Consider the following 18,417-nt stretch of genomic DNA (forward strand, 5'->3'; position numbering starts at 1 on the left):
CCGGTGGCCGTTCTCATATCCGGACCCTCACCCCGACGCCGGAACAAACACCCGGATCAGGTGGGAACCGGTACACCACTTCCTTGGACGTAACCGTACAGCGTGAGCTACGACGGAAAAGGTGCCGTCGCTCGCCGTCGACAGAGATCAGGCTGTCGCCCCCTCGGCTGATTCTGGTGCGGGGCCGCGGCACAATCCAGCCTGTTCGAACGGAGATCCGACGAGGGGCTGTTGCGCACGGCCGGCGGCAGGTTGTGCCCCCCGGTGTCCGCGCGCCGGACGCTCAGTGTGTCTCTGGGTAGCGCCCGCGGCCGTTGGGCAGTTCGCCTGAGGTGGAGTCCTCGAGCAGCGCGGTGTACTTCCGCGAAAGTTCTTCGTAGCGCTCGTCGGAGCCCTCGGACCGGCGCTTGCCCCGGGTCATGAGGTACAGAGCGACAGGCCCAGTGATTATCGAGACGACCGGGATCAACACCCACCACTGCATGAATCCTCCCCTGAGTGCAGCGTACCGAGATCCCCCGGTTCGAGCGACTGCCCTATTTCCATGTGTAGTCCTCGGCGGCGTCGACGATCAGATTCTTGACCTCCTCCGGGTGGGAGACAAGAGACACATGTGAGGAGTTGATCTCCGTCGTCTTGCGGGCATTCGCCCGCTTCGCCTCGAATCGCTCCAGACTCGGGTTGATCGCCCGGTCCTGCTTGCCGACGAGAACGTACACGGGTTTGTTCCGCCATGCGGCGCCGGTGAGCTTGTCCGTAAATGCCGACAGCGCGATCGGACGCTGTGTGGTTCCCAAGATGTCGGTTTGACTCGTGGGCAGGTCCTCGGCGAAGACCCGGTGTAGTTCGTCCGGCTGTATGTACACGTCCGTGCCGGTGGTGCCGTCACCGTTACGGAAGGGCACCTGCTTCAGAGCGTTGGTGAGTGGGGCGGGGGCGAACTTCGCCGAGAGGCTGGAGAACGACTCTCCCACATCAGGCATGATTGCGTTGATGTACACGAGAGCCTTGACGTTGCCGTTTCCGACGGCAGCCTGCGAGATCACCTCTCCGCCATAGGAATGACCAGCCAGGACGATCGGTCCCTTGACGGACTTCAGGAAACTCGCGAGGTAGGTCGAGTCCTGCGGAATGCCGCGGAGGGGGTTGGCCGGTGCGGCGACCTTGTAGCCATTCTTCTGGAGCCGTTCCACGACGCCGTTCCAGCTCGACGCGTCAGCGAACGCGCCGTGTACGAGCACGATGGTGGGCTTCTCCCTGTCGGGATCACCGCTCGGACCACCGGCCTGCGCTGTTACGGCGGACAGGACGAACGGGGTTGCCGATGCCGCCAGAAATGCCGCACTCCAACGGACGATGTTCAAGTTGCGGCGCGCCTTGCAGGGTATTCGCATGCCACTCCTTCGGTGTGACGGCGTCAGGCGACGCCCGGGATCTCAGCGTCACGGACACCTGTCGGCTCGTCTCGGCGCACGGGCCATCCGAGTGAAAGAGCGTTTCGTCCCGGTGAGGTTGTTTGGTTCGAGGTTCAGGTGTCGCGCCAGTTCGGGGTGGATTCGCGGGTGAGGCGTCGGCTTATGAGGTCGATCATCGCGACGTGGATTATGGCTTCGGAGCGGTGGGGGTGGGTTTCGTAGTCGCGGGCGAGGCGGCGGTGGTGCATCAGCCATCCGAAGGTCCGCTCGACGACCCAGCGTCGGGGGATGACTTTGAATCCTTTGACGCCGGGGGTGCGTTGGACGACTTCGACGTCGATGCCGAGCGTGGCGCCGTGGTCGATGGCTTTGGTGCGGTAGCCGGAGTCGGCCCATGCTTTGGTCACGCGGGGGTTGGTGGTGGCGATGTGGGACATCAGGTGCATGCCTCCGACGTTGTCGGAAACGCTCGCCGCAGTGACCCAGACGGCCAGGAGCAGGCCGAGGGTGTCCACGCCGATGTGGCGCTTGCGACCTGCGATCTTCTTGCCGGCATCAATGCCCTGGCCGGCCGCGGGCACGTTCGCGGAGGTCTTCACACTCTGCGCGTCCAGCACGCATGCAGTTGGCTCGCCGTCGCGGCCTTCGGCCTCGCGCACCAGGCGACGCAGGAGACCGTTGAGTTGGTCGAAGACACCTTCTTTCTGCCAGGCGGCGAAGTAGCCGTAGACCGTCTCCCAGGGTGCGAAGTCATGTGGCAGATATCGCCAGGGAATGCCAGTGCGATCGACGTAGAGGACGGCATCCATGATGCGGCGCAGGTCATGCTCAGGCGGTCGGCCAATGGTCAGGCCCTTGCCTCTGCGCTCGGCCCGCCACGTGGAGAGCGTGGGTCCGATCAGTTCCCGTCGTGCGTCGGAGAGGTCGCTGGGATACGGACGGCGTCGTGTCATGTTTCGGTAGTAGCGTCGAGTAGGCAGTCTCCCCAGGGCGCAAACGGGTTCAAGCGGGGGCGCGTTGGGATCAGACAGGAGCGACCGGCGAGAATCGGCTCTTCGGGAGATGACACCAGTCCCATACGTCACATCGGACTGGTCTGCCTCATGCGTCTCTCGCCAGCTCGCACCCCGAAGCGTCACCAAACAACCTTGCCGGGACAAAACACTCTTTGAAAGCCCCTCGGACCGCGTTTGAGATCTCAGCGCGCAGCGCCGGCGTGATCGGAAACCCGGTTGACCCGTGGTGAATGATGAGGGCGTGATCTTCAAGGAACGCGCCGTAGAGCTCGTTGAGTCGCTGATAGCCGCAGAGCGGCTGACATGGGCGGGGCCGGTCCGCGAGTTGGCCGTCTACGACGTGGAGGAGCACACGGTCGGCTGGCTCGTTTTCTGGAACTCGGCGGAGTACGCCCGCACCCGTGATCCGCGCGCCAACCTTGTTGGCAGCGGCCCGTACCTGGTGGACCGGTACGACGGGAGCATCCACCACATCCCCGCCACCACGTGGATAGCCGAGGACTGGGAGGAGCTCTACCTCCGGCAGATCAAAGGCGTCAGGGCGCCTCACCCACTGGCAGCCTCTGTCCGCGCACTCGTGAACTCCGCCGGGGTTGTGGCCGCGATGAGCCACCTCCGAAAGCAGGCCCCGCGCTTGAGCCTGCAGGAGGCAAGGACCTACGTCATGGCCGTCCGGTACGGAGCCGAGCCGTCGGAAGAGCTGGTGAACCTCACCCGGGAAGAGGAGACCTGTCCGCCTCTGTCTATCGAAACGCTGGCTGGCCCGGTCCAGTAGCAGTTCGGTCGAGGGGTCGAGGTCCGGGCCGTGTTGCTGGTCCACGGCGGGTGAGTCGACGGATCATGATGCCGATCATTGCCCAGCGGATCATGGTCTCCGAATGCGCCGGCCTCGTCTCGTAGTCACGGGCCAGGCGTCGGTTGGCGGTGATCCACGATAGCGTGCGTTCGATTGCCCACCGCTTCGGTTGTACGTGGAAGCCTCGCTGGTCAGGGTCCTTGCGGACATTTTCCAGCTCGCGGACGAGGATCTGGTCGGCCCAGGCCACCAAGCGGCCGGCGAAGCCCTGGTCGGCCCAGATCTTCCGCACGCTCGGATGGTCGAGGCGGGCCCACAGCAGCGGGCGTTTTCCACCGTCGAGGTCCTGCACGTTCGCGGCGACCACGTGGACGGCCAGGAGGAGGCCGAGCGTGTCGGTCACAAGGAACCGCTTGCGGCCCTTGACCTTCTTGCCCGCATCGAAACCCCTGGTCGCCGCGGGGACGGTGTCGGCGGTGCGCACGGACTGCGAGTCGATCAGCCCCGCGCTCGGTTCGGCGCCACGGCGCCCGGCTTCGCGGACCTGGTCGCGAAGGGCGTCGTGGATCCGCTCGACCGTTCCGTCGTCGTGCCACCACGTGAAGTACCAGTACACCGTGGGCCATGGCGCGAAGTCCTTCGGTAGCTGCCGCCAAGCGCACCCGGTCCGCACGACGTAGAAGATCGCGTCCACGATCCGTCGCCGTGGATGTTTCTCCCGCCAGCCGCCTTGCGGGCCCACCCTCGCGGGCGGCAGCAACGGCTCCACAAGCGACCACTGTTCACCTTGCGAAGGCATGAGGAGTCAGTCGGCCTGGCTCGTGGCTGATCGATCTGATTGAGAAACGCTGCCCATGCCTGTCCTCTTGCTGATTTGGTTCACGATGACCAGCATGACCATGCCTGCGGCTACGCCGATGGCCGTGTCCGCCAAACGTAGCAGCGGCTGTTTCCAGGCCCCGTGCGGGTTCAGTCCTGCGACGACCATGACCACAGTGGTGGTGATGGCTGCCGTCGCTTCGTCGCCGGGCCGTCCGACTAGCCCGGGCACCAGGACGCTCAAGCCCACGAGCAGGGCGAGGCCCCATGCTTGAAAGGGCAAGAACGCGAGGTAAACCAGGCAGAGCGCAAAGCTGATGAGCGTCGCCGACATGCGAGCGATCGCCGCTTTTGCACTCTTCTTTTTGCATTCCCGGACCACGAAAATTGCAGAAATCGCAGCCCACATGCCGCCCAGTTTGCCTTCCTCGTATGGCTGATGAGCACCCGACCAAATTCTAGTGGCCGCCCAGTAGCCCAACAGGCTGGCCAGACCGACCTCGATCGAGTACCTCAACAGCTTGCCGGTACCCGCTTTTGGCGAACTCGCCGTCACCGCCATTCTGCGACCGCCGTTTCAGGATTCAGGAACCCACCGAGTTTCGTCATATTCCTTCTGACCTGTCTCGTTGATGATCGGGACAGGACCAGGCATGCTCAGCCGCTGAGTTTCGTATTTTCCAGGTTGCTCCGGATCCCGACCGCATTCCACCGGGCCCGGTTCAGCAGATGCTGCCAGCGTGCCCGGATCTCATGACCGACGCACTCCGTGGGGTGCCAGCCGTTGAGCCTCGGCTATGACAGGTCGCGCCTGTTCGTCTACGTGTGGCTGGAGTTGTTGGTCGCGTTGAGGATGAGATCAGTGACGGCTTGAGGGTGGGAGATCAGGGATGTGTGTGAGGAGTTGATCTCCACTGTCTTGCGAGCGTGTGCGCGTTTGACCTCGTAACGTTCGAGGCTGGGGTTACGGCTCGGCCCTGTTTGCCGACGAGCACGTAGACGGGCTTGCCCCGCCGGGCTGCTTCGGTGAGCTCGTCTGTGAAGACTGACTGTGCAATCGGGCGTTGATTCGATGCCATGACGGACGTCTGCCGCTGGGAGAGGTCCTGGGCAAAGGTCGCGTGGAGCTTGTCGGGCTGGATGTACACATCTGTACCCGTGGTGCAGTCGACGTTGCGGAACAGGGACTGATTGAAGGCCTTGGTGATCGCGGCTGCTGGGAACTTGTGGGAGAGGCTGGCGAAGGGCTATCCCTTGTTCGGTATGCCCGCGCTGACGGACACGAGTGCATTGACGTTGCTGACGCCAGCAGCCGCACGTGAGATCACGTCACCGGCGTAGGAGTGTCTGACGAGGACGATCGGCCTCTTGACGGTCTTCAGGAGGCTGTTCAGGTATGTCGAGTCCTTGAGGTATGCCGCGCAGTGTGTTGGCTGGGGCGATGACTTGGTAGCCGTCCTGCTGCAGGCGCTGCGCCACTGCGTTCCAGCTCGACCGTCGGCGAATGCTCCGTGTACGAGAACCACGGTTGGCTTTTGGTCCCCCGGGGCACCGCCGAGACCGTGTGCGGCGTGCGTCGGCATCACTCCCTTCGCGGGTCGCTGTGCGGCGCATCCGATGCCGTACTGGATGCTTGGCAGGCCGTCGCTGGTTGGACCGCGGAGTTCTCGTCGAGCCGTAAGGTAGCCGAGTGCTGGCGCGCCGTATCGCAGGTCCGGCGGGGCGTAATGGGTGAATTGCCGACCTTGTCGGCGGGGCCTAGCGTGGGTTCATGGCTGTTGCTACGACGAGTCCTGTGACAGGTGAGGTCCTCAGGAGGTTTCGACGAGCTGTCTCCTGAGGGGCTGGAGGACAAGCTCGCCCGCGCGGCGGCCGCGGCCGCCGCGTACCGGTTGACGAGCGCCGAGGACCGGGCGGGATGCCTGCAGAACGCGGCCGAAGCAGAAGGCACGAGAAGCGGCGCGACCGGTACTGGACGCTGTGGGCACACGCATCGTCTGGCTAGACGAGGTCGGCCAGCCGAGCAGCCTCAAACTCGCCTACAACGCCTGGGTCCTGACCACCGTCGAGGGCATCGCGGAGTCCCTCACCCTCGCCAGCGCCCTCGGGGTGGACCCCCGTCTGGTCATTGACGTCATCGACGGCAGCGGCCTCAACAGCCCGTACGTCCAGAACAAGGGCCCGAAGATGATCGACGACGAGCTCGACACCCCTTCCTTCCCCCTAGAAGCGGCGGCCAAGGACGCCGAGCTGATCAGCTGCACCGCCCGCGCCGCCGGCCTGCACCTGGGCATCGCGGAAGTCGTACGCGAACGCCTCCGCCGCGCGGCCGACGACGGGCTCGGCCGCGCGGACGTCGCGGCGACCTACCGCATGTCCCGCCAGGCCGCATCCTGACCGGCCGTCCCTTCGCGAGAGGCGAGGGAGGAACGATGACCCGTGCCGGCGTCGCCGCCGCGCGTTCGAGCACAGCGCAACTTGCTGAGATCATCCCCCAGGTGGACGACGAGCAATGGGAGCTGCCGTCTGCGTGCGCCGGCTGGCGTGTCATCGATGTGGTGGCCCACCTCGCGGCCCTCGCCTCCGAGGCGGTGGACCCGCCGCCGCCCGATCCCTCGCTGCCGAAGAACCGCGAGCGGTACCACGACCTGCGCGTCGACGAACGCCGAGGCTGGAGCCATGCCGAAGTCCTCGACGAGTGGCGGCTCAGCACCCCCCGGCAACTGGACCTCCTGGAGGCAGCCCAGGAACCGCCCGGCGCGGACGAGCTGGTCGAGGTGCCCGGGCTCGGGACGTATCCGCGCCATCTCCTGGCGAACACCATGGCATTTAACGTCTTCTGCCACCTGCGCAACGACATGCTCGCCCCGAACGGCCCGCTCCCGTTCACCCTGCCGGAACCGACCGACGACCTGGTCGCCCCCGCCGTCGACTTCATGCTCGCCGGACTCCCCCAGATGCAGGGTCCAGAACTCACCACCACCGTGAGCGAACCGCTCGTCCTCGACCTGACCGGACCGGGTGCGGCAACCGTCACGGTGTTACCAGCTGGGCCTGACGGCAACCTGTCCGTAGAACCCGGTAGCGCCGGCGGAACCTGGATCCGTAGCACGGCACTCGATTTCATCGAGTGGAGTACCACTCGGAGTCCCTGGCGCGATCACTGCGGCGTCACCGGGAACGCGTCCGCCGCGGCGCTGTTTCTGGACCGCCTCAACATCATCTGACCACGGGTGACGCGACGTGTTGTCCGATATTCACTGGGAGTCCACCAGGTGGATGATTCGGATTGGACCGCCTCGAATGGGCTACGTTCGCGCCGCCGAAGCCAAAGTGCGAGGGGAGCGTTCCACTATGGCGAAGGTGCTTTTCATCGTGAGTGGAGCCAGTTTCTGGGAGTTGAAGGACGGTACGAGGCATGCCACGGGTTACTGGGCCGAGGAGTTCGCGAACCCGTACAAGATCCTCACGGACGCCGGGCACGACGTGGTCATCGCTACCCCGAACGGCGTGATTCCGACTGTCGACATGATGAGTCTGCGCCCTGCTTTTGCGGGTGGTGAGGACGGGGCACTGGAGTTGGAGAAAATCATCCGCGACGCCGAGGCGATGCGTCGGCCGCTCAAGCTCTCGGACGTGCGTGTCAAGGACTACGACGCGGTCTACCTGCCGGGCGGTTATGGCCCGGTGGCGGACCTGGAGTTCGACGCTGACGTGGGACGCCTGCTGACCGCGCAGCTGAACTCGGGCAAGCCTCTGGTGATCGTGTGTCACGCCCCGGCGGCGTTGCTGGCCACCCGGATCCACGGCGTTTCGCCGTTCAAGGGCTACAAGGTCACGGCGTTCACCAACGATGAGGAGGAGGGCGTCGGACTCGCCCCACGGGTGCAGTGGCTGCTGGAGACCGACTTGAAGGAGAGGGTCGAGGTCGACTCCAGCCGCGGTCCGAACTGGGAGCCGTACATGGTCGAAGACCGCAACCTCATCACCGGGTAGAACCCGCACTCAGCCGGGGTCCTGGGCAAACGACTGCTCGAGGTGCTGGCGTAGCGTGATTTCCCGCAGGTCCCTTCGCGCACCGGGGGATTCGCGGCCCTCTCAACGGCACCTGTGACTTGCACCGCCTGCGCCTTCAGCGCGTCATACCGCTTTGCTGACCGGCCGTTCCCATGTCGGGCCTGACGGTTCGAGCACAAAATCCATTGGCGGCGGCGTGCACTTTGTTGTCCGCTAAACCCACCGACGCGTCGTGCCGTAACTTGTTCGCAGCCTGCCTGGATGGGAATCGCAGTGTGGCAATTATCGTCATCCGCACCGGCGGCTGCTCCACACGGGCTCACCGCGCCCGACCCCGCGCCGCTGGGCCTCATCGCCTTCAGCATGGCGAACCTCATCCAGGCTTTCTTCAACGCCGGCATCGACCCGGCTCTCAATCCGGAGGCGTTCCCCCTTGAGTTCCTCGTGGGGGGCGTGGTCCAGATGATCGCCGGTATCTTCGAGTTCAGGCAGGGCAGTAGGCTCGGCAGCACCGCCTTCACGGTGTTGGGCGCGTTCTGGCTGTCCTTCGTGACCCCGTCGACATTCGTTCTCCGTTCTCACCTACGAAGCCACCCGCTCGAGTGGCGGAGGATCCGCTCATCGAGTCAACCCTCATACGCAGCTTGGGTGATATCTCGACCTCGCGTTGAACCGTTGAGCCCGGTGGGCATCGAGCGTGCTCGGCGGTTCAGCCAAAGCGCAACAGCTGCCACGCGCCCTCCCTCTCCTGCGGCGCGCATCGCCAGGAGGCTTGGCTCTCTCGGGGCTCTCCTGCATATACGACTTTTGGCAGTACAGCGTGAGCTACGACGGAAACGGTGCCGTCGCCGTCGACATAGATGAGGCTGCCGCCCCTCGACTGATCCTGAGGCCGTGTCCTACGTGGTGGGCGTGAGGAGTCGTTTGTACCTGCGGAGGGCTGCGGCGAGTCCGACGAAGGCCAGGTAGTTGGTGGGTTACTTCTTCGACGCTCACGTCCCGCAGTCCCGCGACGTGAACAACTCCCCAGCCTGCACCGTCGCAGTGATCGGCCGGGCCGCCGTCGCGAATTGGTTGTCGATGATCGTGCCGTCTTTCCGCGTCCGCTCCCGATAGCAGTCCGCGAGGTTCCACGACAGCGTGTATGTGCCCGGGGGAGCCGCATCTTCTTTGCTCGGACCGGCCTTCGTGACGGTCTCGTCTGGTTCTCGGCGGCGACCGGTCGCATGAAGGTGGGGCACCTGTGCCGCGGCTCGTGAGTGGTGGTGCATGTGGAGGGCTGCGGTATTCGAGGGACTGCATCACTGTCGCGTAGATATGACTATTTGGGATGAATGAGAAATAGATCTGCATTTCCTGAGAGGCAGTGTTCTGCCGTGATGTGGCGGTGTCGGAGGGTGAGGATCAGTGCGTACCCGGCCGAACGGTCCGGGCAGTGCCGGGGCGTCAGCCCCGGTTCGTACGGAAGGGTCTGAACATGATCAACGGGTTGAAGAGGGCCGCGGCCCTGGGGGCGGCGACGGTGGCCCTGGCGGCGGGCGCGGTCGTCGGCACGGTCGGCACCGCGTCGGCCGCTCCGCAGGACCATCGCCCGCCGGCGGCGTCGCACCACTGCGTGAAGGTGGCGGGTCACTGGGCACGGCAGTGGCAGCCGGCGTTCCGGGACCGGCACCACCGCTGGCACCGTGGCCAGTGGATCCGCGTCTGGCGTCCTGCCCAGAAGGAGTGCCACCGCGGGGCACCGTGGCTGACGCCGGCACCCGCCCGTAGGGGGCGGTGATCCGAACCGGAACCGGCCCCGGCGTGCCCCTTCGAGGGCGTGCCGGGGCCGGTTCGTCGTGTCGCACCCGCTCTTCAGGCTGTGTAGAGGGCGCATGACGAGCGATGAGGGTCGCCTGGTTCTGTTCACGAGTTGCGACAGCGGTTGTTCACGGGTTCCGGAGCCATGTCCTGCGCTGCGAAGTCGTTGTTCACGAGTTAGGGAGGCAGCACGGAACGGGGCGAGCATGCGCCCCGCCCGTCGAATAACTTCTTCGACTCTGGCCGCCGTATCTGGGTCGGCCTTGCGATGCCCTCGGTCACTGACGCTTGAGGCTACGCGTGACGCCAGCCGCGACGGTGGTGACGAAGATCCAGCCCGCCGCGATCATAAGGGTGGCCAGCCACTGATAGGCGCCAGTGGGCGCGAACGTCTTCTCCTGCCCGAAGTCGACGACCGGGAGCAGCAGGTTTGCTGCACAGACAAGGGCGTTGAATTGCGGGCCCTGGCCCGGATCTGATCGTGGTGGCTCGTGGAGCCCGTAGGTGTCGGCGCCGAGCAGCAGCAGCGTCAGCAACCAGGCCACCGCGCGGGCGGGGCGAAAGCCGTACCAACCCTCGACGCACAGACGGGTTCACGCGTTCCGTTCGCCACCGAAGGTGGCAAAGCGCCGTTGCTGAGTTTGCACGAGCGTCGGCTGGCTTCGGGCTGAAGCGTTCGTTCGCGGCGGGCCTTCAGGTCGGCGACGCTCGGCTCGCCCTTGCCGGGCGAGCCTGCCTGGCCCGTTATCCCCTCGTGGCCGATGGTGGTTCGTAGGACGGCTTGCTGCCGCCCGCCTGCGGCTCAAGGCCGGACCAGACCGGCTCGCGCATCGCGGACATTGACGCCGCGCACGCGGTGCCGGTCTCACGGCCCCAGGCTGTCACCGCCTCCTCAAAGGGACCAGCCATGTCGAACTTCACCCCGTACCTGGAGCGCAACCGGGCTTTCGCGGCCTCCGGTGCCCAGGTCGACGTCCCCCGGATCCCGTTCATCCCCTTCAAGCAGCTGTACCTGATCACCTGCATCGATCCACGCGTGGAGCCCGCGGCTGTGCTGGGCGCCCGGCTCGGAGAAGCGATCGTGGCACGCAACATTGGCGGCCGCGTGACGCCGGCGATCATCAAGGACCTCGCCTGGATCGTGCACCTGCATGAGAACAAGACCCCCGACGCGGACTGGTTCGAGATCGCTGTCATCCACCACACCGAATGCGGCTCGGGACTGCTCGCAGACGACGATCTGCGCGCCGGCTACGCCGCCCGCGGCGGCTGGGACGAACAGACCTCCTTGGAGATGGCCGTCCTGGAGCCGTCCAAGACGGTCCAGAAGGACATCGCCAAGCTGCGCTCGGCGCCCGAACTCGCGTCGGCCATCAGCGATATCAAGATCGGCGGCTACGCCTACGACCTCGGGACCGGGAGGATCACCACCGTCGTGCAGCCCGGCTGAGCAGGACATGGCCGGCGCCGGCGGTCCCGGTCCGGCGACAGGACGGAGGAAACTGCGTCCGACAGACCAGTTCCCGGCCGTCCGGCACCGACTCGCCCGCACCCGTCGGCAGGGTGGCCGCAGACGAACACTGCCGGACCCTCGGCAAGGCGATGCCCTAGGAGGACAGCTACTGCTGTGAGGGGATAGGTTCACGGAGGTCTCGTGGTCCGCGGGTGCGTGAGGCGCCACTGCTCCCTGGTTTCGGCTGGTCGCATGGCTGAACGACCTCGTTTGCATGGTTGTAATCAACTTGCTGCCCGCCCTGTCAGGCGGGCAGGGTCTGAATCATGGTTGAACTACGCACTTTGGAAGCAGACGACTGGCCCCTTTGGCGGGAGTTGCGGCTGGCCGCGCTTGCTGAGGCGCCCTACGCGTTCGGATCGACGCTGGCCCAGTGGCAGGGCTCCGGCGACCGAGAGGAACGCTGGCGTGCCCGTCTGTCGATTCCTGGCGCGCACGATCTCATCGCGCTCCTCGACGGCCTTCCGATGGGCATGGCCAGCGGAGTGCCGGGCGAGGGAGCAGGGAACGTGGAGCTGATCTCGATGTGGGTCAACCCCACGGCTCGAGGCGAGGGTGTGGGTGACTACCTGATCCAGGCGGTCGAGCGGTGGGGGGGCGGAGCGCGGTGCCACGACGCTGTGGTTGTCCGTCATGCCGGACAACCGCAAGGCGACCGCGCTCTATGAGCGGCACGGTTTCACGGACACGGGTGAGCCTGGCGATCTTCTGCCCGATGGCGTGGGCAGGGAGCGGGTGATGGCGAAGAGCCTGGCCGCTGTCTGATCTCCATATCCGGGCACGGCGAGAGTTCTCACTTGGTCAGGCTGCGGCGGCGAGGGGGCGTCCGCCCCAGCGAATGCCCTTCGCGCTGCGGGCGCGTTCGCGGCGCTGTGCGGCCAGGACGTCGGGGTGGCGGGGGTTGTGGTTGCGCCAGCGCAGAAGCGGTGCAACTGGCGGTTTTGGACGGTGTGGTTGGGGTGGTGGGAGTTAGAGAGAGTGAACTGCCGCAGCGGCCCGAAGTGTGCCTCGATCGGGTTGGCCCAGGACGCGTTCGTCGGGGTGAAGCACAGCTCGACCTTGTTCTTCGTCGCCCAGCGGCGCATACGCCCGTTCTTGGGGGCGGAGAGATTGTCCAGGATCACAGAGACCGGGGCGCCGTCCGGGCGGGCCGCACGGATGCTCTTGAGTGCGGCCCAGGTCGGGCAGGCGGCCCGCGCCTGCCGGCTGATCGCGGACGCGCATGCCCTCTGACACTGCTCCGAAGCATCTGCTCAGCCTGTTCACGCAGATCGACAACCACCGCGCCGTCTACGCAGGATGCTCGGTGAGGACGGCAGTCCACGCTTCGCCGCCCGGCTCGAACGCCTGCTGGCTCAGGCATGGTTCGAGCAACTTCTCACCGAGACCCCGGCGGACGCATTCGACGAAACGGCGTTGCTGGTACGCGCGCACTTCCTCAGCGGGGCCATGCTGTCGGTCATCGGCCGCTGGACCCGTGGTGAGTTCGACGGTGAAGGCGAGAACGGCATGAGCGTGAGCGAGATCGCTGCCGTGACCTGGGCACTGATCCGAGGCCGGGGATGACCGTGACGCAGACGCAGACGCAGACGCAGACGCAGACGCAGACGCAGACGCAGACGCAGACGCAGGCCGCGGCGCCCGGACTGGCCCGGACGTCGGTGCTCGTGGTGCTCGAGAACGAGTTGGTTCGGTGCGGCGTCTGGTTGCCCTTGGCCACCAGCAGATAGTGGCCGCTGGCCGCGACGATGTGGTGGGCGTGCTCGCGCTGGGTGTGCATGGCGTCTGCGGTGACGACGACGCCGCTCAGGTCCAGGTTCTCCAGCAGCGGGGTGAGGGCGGGGATTTCGTTGCTCTTGGCTGCGACCTGGCGCTGGGCGATGACTGTATGGCTGTCGTGGAGGGCCGCGGCCAGCAGGTGCACGGCGTGGCCGTCGGTGCGCGATCCGCGGACTGTCTTGCCGTCGACAGCCAGCCCGGTCAGCCGGCCGGGGTCGTCGACCGGGTCGGTGGCGCGGCGGGCCAGCCAGGCGCCCACCGCATCATCAACCGTGTCCCCGTCCAGCCGCGCCAGCAGGCTCCGAGGGTGGAGGCGTTCGGAGTGGCCCGGTTGAGTCCCAGCTGGTCGTGCACATCAGGCGCCGCGTCGGCGGCGAAGCGGGCGATCTGCGCCAGCGACCGTGCGCCACCGAGCACCGCGACCAGGCACAGCCCCAGCAGTGAGCCGAGCCGGTAGCGGCGCCCTCGTTCCCGGCGTGGATCGGGGAGGCGGTCGAACACCTCGGCCAGCGTGGCCAGTTCAGAGGAGGGCCGTGGGTGGGCATGGCGCGGCTGCGTCCTCGAAGTGGCGCGTGAGGACGCTGATCAGGGATCATTGCACGCGGACGCGGCTCCAGGTCGATCTTCGGTCTTAGCAACTTTGATCATCTGGCGTCGCGCCCGTCGTTTCCAATCGGCCATGCCACCCACGCCACGGGCCAGAGGGCCTGTGTTGCCATGTGACCCGTGGAACAGTCCCGTGAGTGCGCGTGTCCGCACCGGAAGTGTGGGAGAGATCAGCTCTGGGCGGTGGGTCGGACGACGATGTCGTTCACGTCGACCGCGGCAGGCTGTTCGATCGCAAAAGCGATGGCCCGGGCGATCGCGTCGGGCGGAATCGCGATGTCGTCCCGCATCTTCGTGATCTCTGCTCTGACCTGGCTGTTGGATGACGCCTCGGCGAAGTCTGTCGCAGTCGCACCAGGTGAGACGGTAGTCACCCGCAAGGAGTCGCCTGCTTCCTGGCGCAGTCCTTCGCAGATGGCCCGGACCGCGAACTTGGTGCCGGCGTAGACGGCCATGGTCGGCACGATGCGAAACGCGGCCGTGGAGGCGATGGTGATGAAGTGGCCGGTTCCCTGCGCCCGGAAGACCGGCAGCGCGGCGCCGATCCCGTGCAGCACGCCCTTCACGTTGACGTCGACCATGTGGTCCCACTCCTCGACGCGCAGATCGTCGAGAGGCGAGATGGTGCCGACTCCGGCATTGCTGACGAGTACGTCGAGTCGGCCGAAGCACTCACTGGCCAGCGCGACCAGGGCCTGCAGGTCGTCCCGCCGGGTCACGTCGGTGCGGATCTGCACGGCCGTGCCACCTGTCCTCTCGATCCGGGCCACCAGTTCCGCCAGGCGTTCGGACCGGCGCGCGCCGAGGACGAGTCGCGCGCCGCGTTCGGCGAGCAGCAGCGCAGTCGCTTCGCCGATGCCGCTGCTGGCTCCCGTGATCGCCACCACTTTGCCCTTGATTCCGGACATGAGTTGCCCTCTCCATCTTCGGCACCGGGGCCGAGGTGCCGAGTGCTGGCAGGCCCTGGAGGAGCGTCCGGGAGCCGTTGCGCACTGGCAGGCTGGGTGCCGGTATGACCGTGTGAGGCCGTCGGTCATGCCGCGGCCCGTGCTCGCACACCAGTCTCCGATGGGCTTAGCCTGGTATCCAGAACGTATTTATTCTGGAACTGAAGGTGCCATCCGTCATGCCCACGCAGCCGGACCAACGCCGTCAGCTGAGTGAATTCCTGCGCAGCCGGAGAGAGCGCCTGACTCCTGACGAGGTGGGCCTGCCCCAGACCGGCCGCCGTCGGACTCCGGGACTTCGCCGAGAGGAACTGGCACTGCTGGCCGGGATCAGCGCCACCTGGTACACGTATCTGGAGCAGGGGCGAAAGATCCGCGTCTCCGAGCAGGTGCTCGACGCCCTCGCCGCGGCGCTGCGGCTCGACCGGCACGAGCGCGAGCATCTTCTCCAGCTTGCCGGTCACGCGCCTGCGGCCGAAGCCGAGGAACGCGAGCCGCTCCCGGCCGAGGTGGGTGCCGTCCCCCTGTTGCTCCAGCCGAACCCGGCGTACATCATCGGCGGCAACTATGACGTCCTCAGCCACAACCAGGCAGCCGACGAGTTGTTCCCGAGGCTCATCACTGATGCGGACCAGCCCGCCAACTTCGTCCGCTGGGTGTTTCTCGAACCGGTGGCCCGGGAGGTTCTGGTCGACTGGGAACCCGAAGCACGCGGCCTGCTCGGCCGACTTCGGACGCTAGCGGCACGCTATTCCGAGGACCCGCGGTACACCCGGCTGATCGAGGAGCTGAACGAGGGCAGCCCAGAGGTGCGGGACTGGTGGCCGCAGTACGAGGTGCAGGGCCGGCACAGCGGTCGGAAACGGCTACGCCACCCGCAACGGGGAGCGATCGATTATGCGTACACCGCTTTTCACCTGGCCGAACAGCCGGAACAGACGCTGGTCGTCTATGCCGACAGCAGCGAACCGCCCGACGGGAGCGGAGCCGTGACCGGCGAATGAAGGAGGAGGTCGGCGGCAGTTCCAGGGCTCACGGTACGGCAGCGGAGGGCCAGCGGCCACGCGCCGGGCAACTGCTGAAGATAGGGGGATTCTCTCATCGCGGGTGGCGCGTGGGGGCTCAGCCATTCTTCGATGCCGAGCTGCACGCGGTTACTTCTCTGTCGGCTCCCGGGTGGACGCGACCCCGGTGGCGTACGACGAGCCCAGTTCGTCTCGAACGCCGGGCCCAGGTTGACCCGGTCCTGCACCCGACCGGCCTGTACGGCCAGGCGGAGCCGGTCGACACTTTCACCCTGCAGCGCAACCGAAATGACCGCGCACCCGAGCGGTGAGCCCCCAGGTGCGCTGCAACTGCCATGCTGGCCGCCCTTGGCCTTCTCGTACCGCGTCGCCCATAGCGGCCAGTACGGTCACGACCGCTTCGTCGCCGAAGCCCTCGCCGGATCGTCCCCGGTCACACGGGCCTCGGGCAAGAAGGAGAAGATCAGCAGAAGATGGGTGAAGAACGACCGGCTCAACCACGCCGGCTACCTGTGGGCCTTCTCCGCTTTTCGGCACTCTCCGAAGCTGATGCCCACTACCGTCGCCGGCGCGATCAAGGCGTTTGGCATGCGGCTGCCCAGCGACATCTCTTCAACCGCATGATCGGCCAGCTCTACCACTGCCTCCAGAAGAGCCAGCTGTTCGATGAGCACGTCGCCTTCCCACCGGATCTCGCCGCAGTGGCTTGACACTTGCAGTCGTGAGATGTCTACGGCGGCGCCGAGGCGATGACCTTCGGTCACCCGTGACTGGCTGACTCGGGCTGGTTATCGGGCCGCCATTCCCTGTGGGGCGGCACCGGGACGGCCACCGTCTACAGTCCGACTCCTGGTTCGTCCAACACCACGGTCCGCAACACGATCCGTGCCCGTTGCGTTAGGGCCTGCGCCTTCGACCGTCGTCGTAACCACCTTTCCAGCACAGCCTGTTGGGCATCGGTTAACACAACGGCGGAATGCTCGGGCCCGGACGCCTCATACCCAAACTAACGACAAACCTCTGACTCAGGTCAGTAGCTTCCGGACCAGGTATTACGGGTAGACAATCCCGAGTTGGTAGCCCTGCACGGTGGGGCTGAAGATGTTGGGCTTGGGGCCACCTTGTTCCTTCACTGATACGGACACCTGGTACTTCTCGCCGTGGACCAGGTCCTTGCCGACCTCGTACTCCTTCCATTGCGGATGGACATGGGGCGTCTGCCAGGCCGCCATGTTGTACGACGGCATGCCGTTGGGCATGGACGTTCCCGGGTAGACAACCTCCTTACCCGTGGCGTCCTCCAACCAGATGTAGACGTCCACCAGAGCGGAGCCGGACGTCGTACGCCACTCGGCGTTCATGTACAGGCGGTCGTTCACGGTCCGGCCGCATGCTTTCACCTCCACGCGGCTGACGCCTGAATCGTTCCACCCAGTACAACTCGTCGCAGGGTTGGACGGTGGTCTGGAAGCGGACACGGAGGGTGTGGCATTCGGCGCCGGAGCCGTCGGTTCCTGCTGCGCTCGTGCCCTGCTAGGTGACGGGCTCGGGGACCTCGTGCCGGACGGCTTCGGGGCGGTGCTGGGTGCGGGGGAGGCCGAGGAGTTCTGCGCCTTCGCGTCGCCCGCAGGTGCCGCGTCCGCTGCAGTGTGCCGTTGCCACAGGTCAACGCCTAGGAACACGCTAAGTGCCAGGACTGTCACTCCCGCCACCGACCAGGTCATGACCGCCTTCAGCGAACCACGTGGCACGTAGTGATGATGTTCGTTGATCGTTTGGTCCCGGCTGGCCTGGTAAGTCCGTGCCTGACCCGTCGGGGTCGCGGTGAAAGACTGACCGCAGGGCGGGTCCGGCGGGGAGTCGCTGTGTTCGGTCATCGCTCGTTGATTGTCTGGTTCCCGGCGGACTGATAGACGCGCCCGTGCCCGGACGCCGTCGCATTGAAGACCGTGGACGTGCCCTGCGGATGGGCTGGGAGCACGGGTGTAAGGTCCTCGGCCAGCACACGCCGCAGTTCCTCGGCGAGGTCGGGGTGCGTAGTGAGTAGTCGGCGGAAGCGCAGGCGCCATTCCTCGGCCGAACCCTCGGCGACATCGTCCTCTGGGGTGGCGAGGAGCAAGGTGCGGGTCTCCGTGAGCTCAGCCTCCACCGTGTCGGCACGCTCCGGGTATGCACGTCGCCAGAGGGCGCCGACCGAGGCCTGGGCCCGCTGCCACACGTCGGTGGTGAGTGCGGTGACCACTGCGGTCCCCGCAGTCGAGGCGAGGGTCACTAACTCGGCGTCCACTGCCCCTCCTCCTTGGTCATTCTGTGCTCAACAGGGGGCGCCATCCTAGGGCATCAACGGCCGTGCCGAGGACCTCAGTCGGAAGAAGAGGGGGAATCGTCATCTGACGGCCACGCCTCTCTTGAGAGACCAGGCAAAGTTGCGGGGGAGTGGGCGCTTGGTTCGGGCAGGGCGCGGCTGCGGGTGGTGCTGGTGCGGTCGGCGTAGCGCACGGTCAGCGTGAGTCCCCGGCACACCTCGTGTGGCCGGCATCAAAGTGGGGACTGTAAAAAGAAGTTCTTCTTACAGTCCCCAGCGTTACTCTGAACCGTTCCGGGTTCGATCGAGACTCTAGATCTTGACTGTGACCTGGGGTTTTGTGGTCTCGCTGTAGTAGTTGGTCTCGTATTCGACGGGT

The 18,417-nt window shown here is 66.0% G+C and carries 20 protein-coding genes and 4 pseudogenes; 11 read left to right on the top strand and 13 right to left on the bottom strand.

Annotated features, from left to right (window positions below):
• Positions 1–283 precede the first annotated feature (283 nt).
• The 3 genes from ACZ67T_RS44920 to ACZ67T_RS44930 form a co-directional block, all read right to left on the bottom strand.
• Positions 284–484: a hypothetical protein gene (locus tag ACZ67T_RS44920; protein ID WP_469992690.1), complete on the bottom strand. Its 201-nt coding sequence runs from the start codon at positions 482–484 to the stop codon at positions 284–286.
• A 52-nt stretch (positions 485–536) separates the two neighbouring features.
• Positions 537–1,394 (bottom strand): alpha/beta hydrolase, encoded by an 858-nt coding sequence (locus ACZ67T_RS44925; protein WP_469992691.1) that lies wholly within the window; start codon positions 1,392–1,394, stop codon positions 537–539.
• 134 nt (positions 1,395–1,528) lie between these two features.
• Positions 1,529–2,368 carry an IS5 family transposase gene (locus ACZ67T_RS44930; protein WP_469992692.1) on the bottom strand — a complete coding sequence of 280 codons (840 nt, stop codon included), beginning with the start codon at positions 2,366–2,368 and terminating at the stop codon, positions 1,529–1,531.
• A gap of 304 nt (positions 2,369–2,672) precedes the next feature.
• On the opposite strand from ACZ67T_RS44930, the gene ACZ67T_RS44935 reads away from it, so the two are divergent.
• Positions 2,673–3,206: a YrhB domain-containing protein gene (locus tag ACZ67T_RS44935; protein WP_469992694.1), complete on the top strand. Its 534-nt coding sequence runs from the start codon at positions 2,673–2,675 to the stop codon at positions 3,204–3,206.
• On the opposite strand, the gene ACZ67T_RS44940 is transcribed toward ACZ67T_RS44935, so the two are convergent.
• Positions 3,175–4,026, bottom strand: coding sequence for an IS5 family transposase (locus ACZ67T_RS44940; protein WP_469992696.1), 852 nt, complete (start codon positions 4,024–4,026; stop codon positions 3,175–3,177). The two genes, ACZ67T_RS44935 and ACZ67T_RS44940, sit on opposite strands and share 32 nt — an antisense overlap.
• 6 nt (positions 4,027–4,032) lie before the next feature.
• Positions 4,033–4,608, bottom strand: a complete 576-nt coding sequence (locus ACZ67T_RS44945; RefSeq protein WP_469992698.1) for an FUSC family protein — start codon at positions 4,606–4,608, stop codon at positions 4,033–4,035.
• Positions 4,609–6,026: 1,418 nt separating this feature from the next.
• On the opposite strand from ACZ67T_RS44945, the gene ACZ67T_RS44950 reads away from it, so the two are divergent.
• From ACZ67T_RS44950 to ACZ67T_RS44970, 5 genes are all read left to right on the top strand, one after another.
• Positions 6,027–6,443 carry an NAD-binding protein gene (locus ACZ67T_RS44950; RefSeq protein WP_469992700.1) on the top strand — a complete coding sequence of 139 codons (417 nt, stop codon included), beginning with the start codon at positions 6,027–6,029 and terminating at the stop codon, positions 6,441–6,443.
• Positions 6,444–6,478: 35 nt separating this feature from the next.
• Positions 6,479–7,273 (top strand): maleylpyruvate isomerase family mycothiol-dependent enzyme, encoded by a 795-nt coding sequence (locus ACZ67T_RS44955; protein ID WP_469992701.1) that lies wholly within the window; start codon positions 6,479–6,481, stop codon positions 7,271–7,273.
• Positions 7,274–7,400: 127 nt separating this feature from the next.
• Positions 7,401–8,042: a type 1 glutamine amidotransferase domain-containing protein gene (locus ACZ67T_RS44960; protein WP_469992719.1), complete on the top strand. Its 642-nt coding sequence runs from the start codon at positions 7,401–7,403 to the stop codon at positions 8,040–8,042.
• A gap of 282 nt (positions 8,043–8,324) precedes the next feature.
• Positions 8,325–8,927 (top strand): acetate uptake transporter, encoded by a 603-nt coding sequence (locus ACZ67T_RS44965; protein ID WP_469992703.1) that lies wholly within the window; start codon positions 8,325–8,327, stop codon positions 8,925–8,927.
• 613 nt (positions 8,928–9,540) lie between these two features.
• Entirely contained in the window at positions 9,541–9,843 is a 303-nt protein-coding gene (locus ACZ67T_RS44970; RefSeq protein WP_469992705.1) for a hypothetical protein, read from the top strand.
• Between the two features lie 298 nt (positions 9,844–10,141).
• Here ACZ67T_RS44970 and ACZ67T_RS44975 read toward each other — a convergent pair whose 3' ends face one another.
• Positions 10,142–10,399, bottom strand: coding sequence for a hypothetical protein (locus ACZ67T_RS44975; protein WP_469992707.1), 258 nt, complete (start codon positions 10,397–10,399; stop codon positions 10,142–10,144).
• 371 nt (positions 10,400–10,770) lie between these two features.
• Between ACZ67T_RS44975 and ACZ67T_RS44980 the strand changes: the two genes are divergently transcribed.
• Positions 10,771–11,313 (top strand): carbonic anhydrase, encoded by a 543-nt coding sequence (locus tag ACZ67T_RS44980; RefSeq protein ID WP_469992708.1) that lies wholly within the window; start codon positions 10,771–10,773, stop codon positions 11,311–11,313.
• Between the two features lie 329 nt (positions 11,314–11,642).
• A pseudogene (locus ACZ67T_RS44985) lies at positions 11,643–12,141 on the top strand (GNAT family N-acetyltransferase).
• A gap of 36 nt (positions 12,142–12,177) precedes the next feature.
• Here the strand turns inward: ACZ67T_RS44985 and ACZ67T_RS44990 are convergent.
• Positions 12,178–12,560: pseudogene (locus ACZ67T_RS44990) on the bottom strand (transposase); the annotation flags it as partial.
• A 115-nt stretch (positions 12,561–12,675) separates the two neighbouring features.
• Here ACZ67T_RS44990 and ACZ67T_RS44995 point away from each other — a divergent pair.
• The gene (locus tag ACZ67T_RS44995) at positions 12,676–12,942 is read left to right on the top strand and encodes a hypothetical protein (RefSeq protein WP_469992721.1); all 267 of its coding nucleotides are present in this window, start codon (positions 12,676–12,678) and stop codon (positions 12,940–12,942) included.
• Here the strand turns inward: ACZ67T_RS44995 and ACZ67T_RS45000 are convergent.
• The 3 genes from ACZ67T_RS45000 to ACZ67T_RS45010 form a co-directional block, all read right to left on the bottom strand.
• Positions 12,836–13,414: an ISAs1 family transposase gene (locus tag ACZ67T_RS45000; RefSeq protein ID WP_469992709.1), complete on the bottom strand. Its 579-nt coding sequence runs from the start codon at positions 13,412–13,414 to the stop codon at positions 12,836–12,838. The genes ACZ67T_RS44995 and ACZ67T_RS45000 overlap by 107 nt on opposite strands.
• The gene (locus ACZ67T_RS45005) at positions 13,357–13,656 is read right to left on the bottom strand and encodes a transposase family protein (RefSeq protein WP_469992711.1); all 300 of its coding nucleotides are present in this window, start codon (positions 13,654–13,656) and stop codon (positions 13,357–13,359) included. Before ACZ67T_RS45005 ends, ACZ67T_RS45000 begins: the two co-directional genes overlap by 58 nt.
• A 275-nt stretch (positions 13,657–13,931) precedes the next feature.
• Complete coding sequence (locus tag ACZ67T_RS45010; protein WP_469992713.1) at positions 13,932–14,669, bottom strand: SDR family oxidoreductase; 738 nt, start codon at positions 14,667–14,669, stop codon at positions 13,932–13,934.
• Between the two features lie 218 nt (positions 14,670–14,887).
• On the opposite strand from ACZ67T_RS45010, the gene ACZ67T_RS45015 reads away from it, so the two are divergent.
• Together ACZ67T_RS45015 and ACZ67T_RS45020 are read left to right on the top strand one after the other, a co-directional pair.
• Positions 14,888–15,712, top strand: coding sequence for a helix-turn-helix transcriptional regulator (locus tag ACZ67T_RS45015; RefSeq protein WP_469992715.1), 825 nt, complete (start codon positions 14,888–14,890; stop codon positions 15,710–15,712).
• A gap of 435 nt (positions 15,713–16,147) precedes the next feature.
• Positions 16,148–16,443 (top strand): annotated as a pseudogene (locus ACZ67T_RS45020) (transposase); the annotation flags it as partial.
• Positions 16,444–16,785: 342 nt separating this feature from the next.
• Here ACZ67T_RS45020 and ACZ67T_RS45025 read toward each other — a convergent pair.
• The 3 genes and pseudogenes from ACZ67T_RS45025 to ACZ67T_RS45035 form a co-directional block, all read right to left on the bottom strand.
• Positions 16,786–17,112, bottom strand: a complete 327-nt coding sequence (locus tag ACZ67T_RS45025) for a hypothetical protein (RefSeq protein WP_469992716.1) — start codon at positions 17,110–17,112, stop codon at positions 16,786–16,788.
• 494 nt (positions 17,113–17,606) lie between these two features.
• Positions 17,607–18,020 (bottom strand): hypothetical protein, encoded by a 414-nt coding sequence (locus ACZ67T_RS45030; RefSeq protein ID WP_469992717.1) that lies wholly within the window; start codon positions 18,018–18,020, stop codon positions 17,607–17,609.
• 140 nt (positions 18,021–18,160) lie between these two features.
• Positions 18,161–18,259 (bottom strand): annotated as a pseudogene (locus tag ACZ67T_RS45035) (DinB/UmuC family translesion DNA polymerase); the annotation flags it as partial.
• Between the last annotated feature and the right edge of the window lie 158 nt (positions 18,260–18,417).

Source organism: Streptomyces sp. NPDC107517 (genome assembly GCF_055582645.1).

Bases quoted from the DNA above. Each gene is read 5' to 3' on its own strand.
- ACZ67T_RS44920 (WP_469992690.1), bottom strand. From the start codon at position 484: ATGCAGTGGTGGGTGTTGATCCCGGTCGTCTCGATAATCACTGGGCCT.
- ACZ67T_RS44925 (WP_469992691.1), bottom strand. From the start codon at position 1,394: ATGCGAATACCCTGCAAGGCGCGCCGCAACTTGAACATCGTCCGTTGG.
- ACZ67T_RS44930 (WP_469992692.1), bottom strand. From the start codon at position 2,368: ATGACACGACGCCGTCCGTATCCCAGCGACCTCTCCGACGCACGACGG.
- ACZ67T_RS44940 (WP_469992696.1), bottom strand. From the start codon at position 4,026: ATGCCTTCGCAAGGTGAACAGTGGTCGCTTGTGGAGCCGTTGCTGCCG.
- ACZ67T_RS44945 (WP_469992698.1), bottom strand. From the start codon at position 4,608: ATGGCGGTGACGGCGAGTTCGCCAAAAGCGGGTACCGGCAAGCTGTTG.
- ACZ67T_RS44955 (WP_469992701.1), top strand. From the start codon at position 6,479: ATGACCCGTGCCGGCGTCGCCGCCGCGCGTTCGAGCACAGCGCAACTT.
- ACZ67T_RS44960 (WP_469992719.1), top strand. From the start codon at position 7,401: ATGGCGAAGGTGCTTTTCATCGTGAGTGGAGCCAGTTTCTGGGAGTTG.
- ACZ67T_RS44965 (WP_469992703.1), top strand. From the start codon at position 8,325: ATGGGAATCGCAGTGTGGCAATTATCGTCATCCGCACCGGCGGCTGCT.
- ACZ67T_RS44970 (WP_469992705.1), top strand. From the start codon at position 9,541: ATGATCAACGGGTTGAAGAGGGCCGCGGCCCTGGGGGCGGCGACGGTG.
- ACZ67T_RS44980 (WP_469992708.1), top strand. From the start codon at position 10,771: ATGTCGAACTTCACCCCGTACCTGGAGCGCAACCGGGCTTTCGCGGCC.
- ACZ67T_RS44995 (WP_469992721.1), top strand. From the start codon at position 12,676: ATGCTCGGTGAGGACGGCAGTCCACGCTTCGCCGCCCGGCTCGAACGC.
- ACZ67T_RS45010 (WP_469992713.1), bottom strand. From the start codon at position 14,669: ATGTCCGGAATCAAGGGCAAAGTGGTGGCGATCACGGGAGCCAGCAGC.
- ACZ67T_RS45015 (WP_469992715.1), top strand. From the start codon at position 14,888: ATGCCCACGCAGCCGGACCAACGCCGTCAGCTGAGTGAATTCCTGCGC.